Origin of the sequence: Citrobacter sp. TBCS-14 (assembly GCF_005280805.1) — a bacterium.
GTDB lineage: Bacteria > Pseudomonadota > Gammaproteobacteria > Enterobacterales > Enterobacteriaceae > Citrobacter > Citrobacter gillenii.
In genome coordinates, this window is sequence record NZ_SZWM01000687.1 from 1 (window position 1) to 219 (window position 219).

At 49.3% G+C, this 219-nt stretch carries 1 protein-coding gene; it reads right to left on the reverse strand.

The window, feature by feature from the left end:
• On the reverse strand, positions 1-219 hold a 219-nt coding region (locus tag FDX22_RS20705; protein ID WP_186805396.1), incomplete at both ends, for an MFS transporter.

A 219-nucleotide genomic window follows, 5' to 3' on the forward strand; every position in this document is an offset into this window, starting at 1 on the left:
CAAGAAAACATCACGAATAAAAATGACGTGCTGCCCCAGAAAAAGTTCAGCACATCGCCGATTGCCCATAGCGCCAGACCGCCGAGGTAAACCTGTTTTTTACCGAAGCGTTTTACAGCTGTGGGAACCAGCAGTACCCCAAGCAGAATGCACCCCATGCTGAAGAAACCCATCCACGACAGCAGATGTATATCGTTGAGCACGTACTGGGTGTAATAC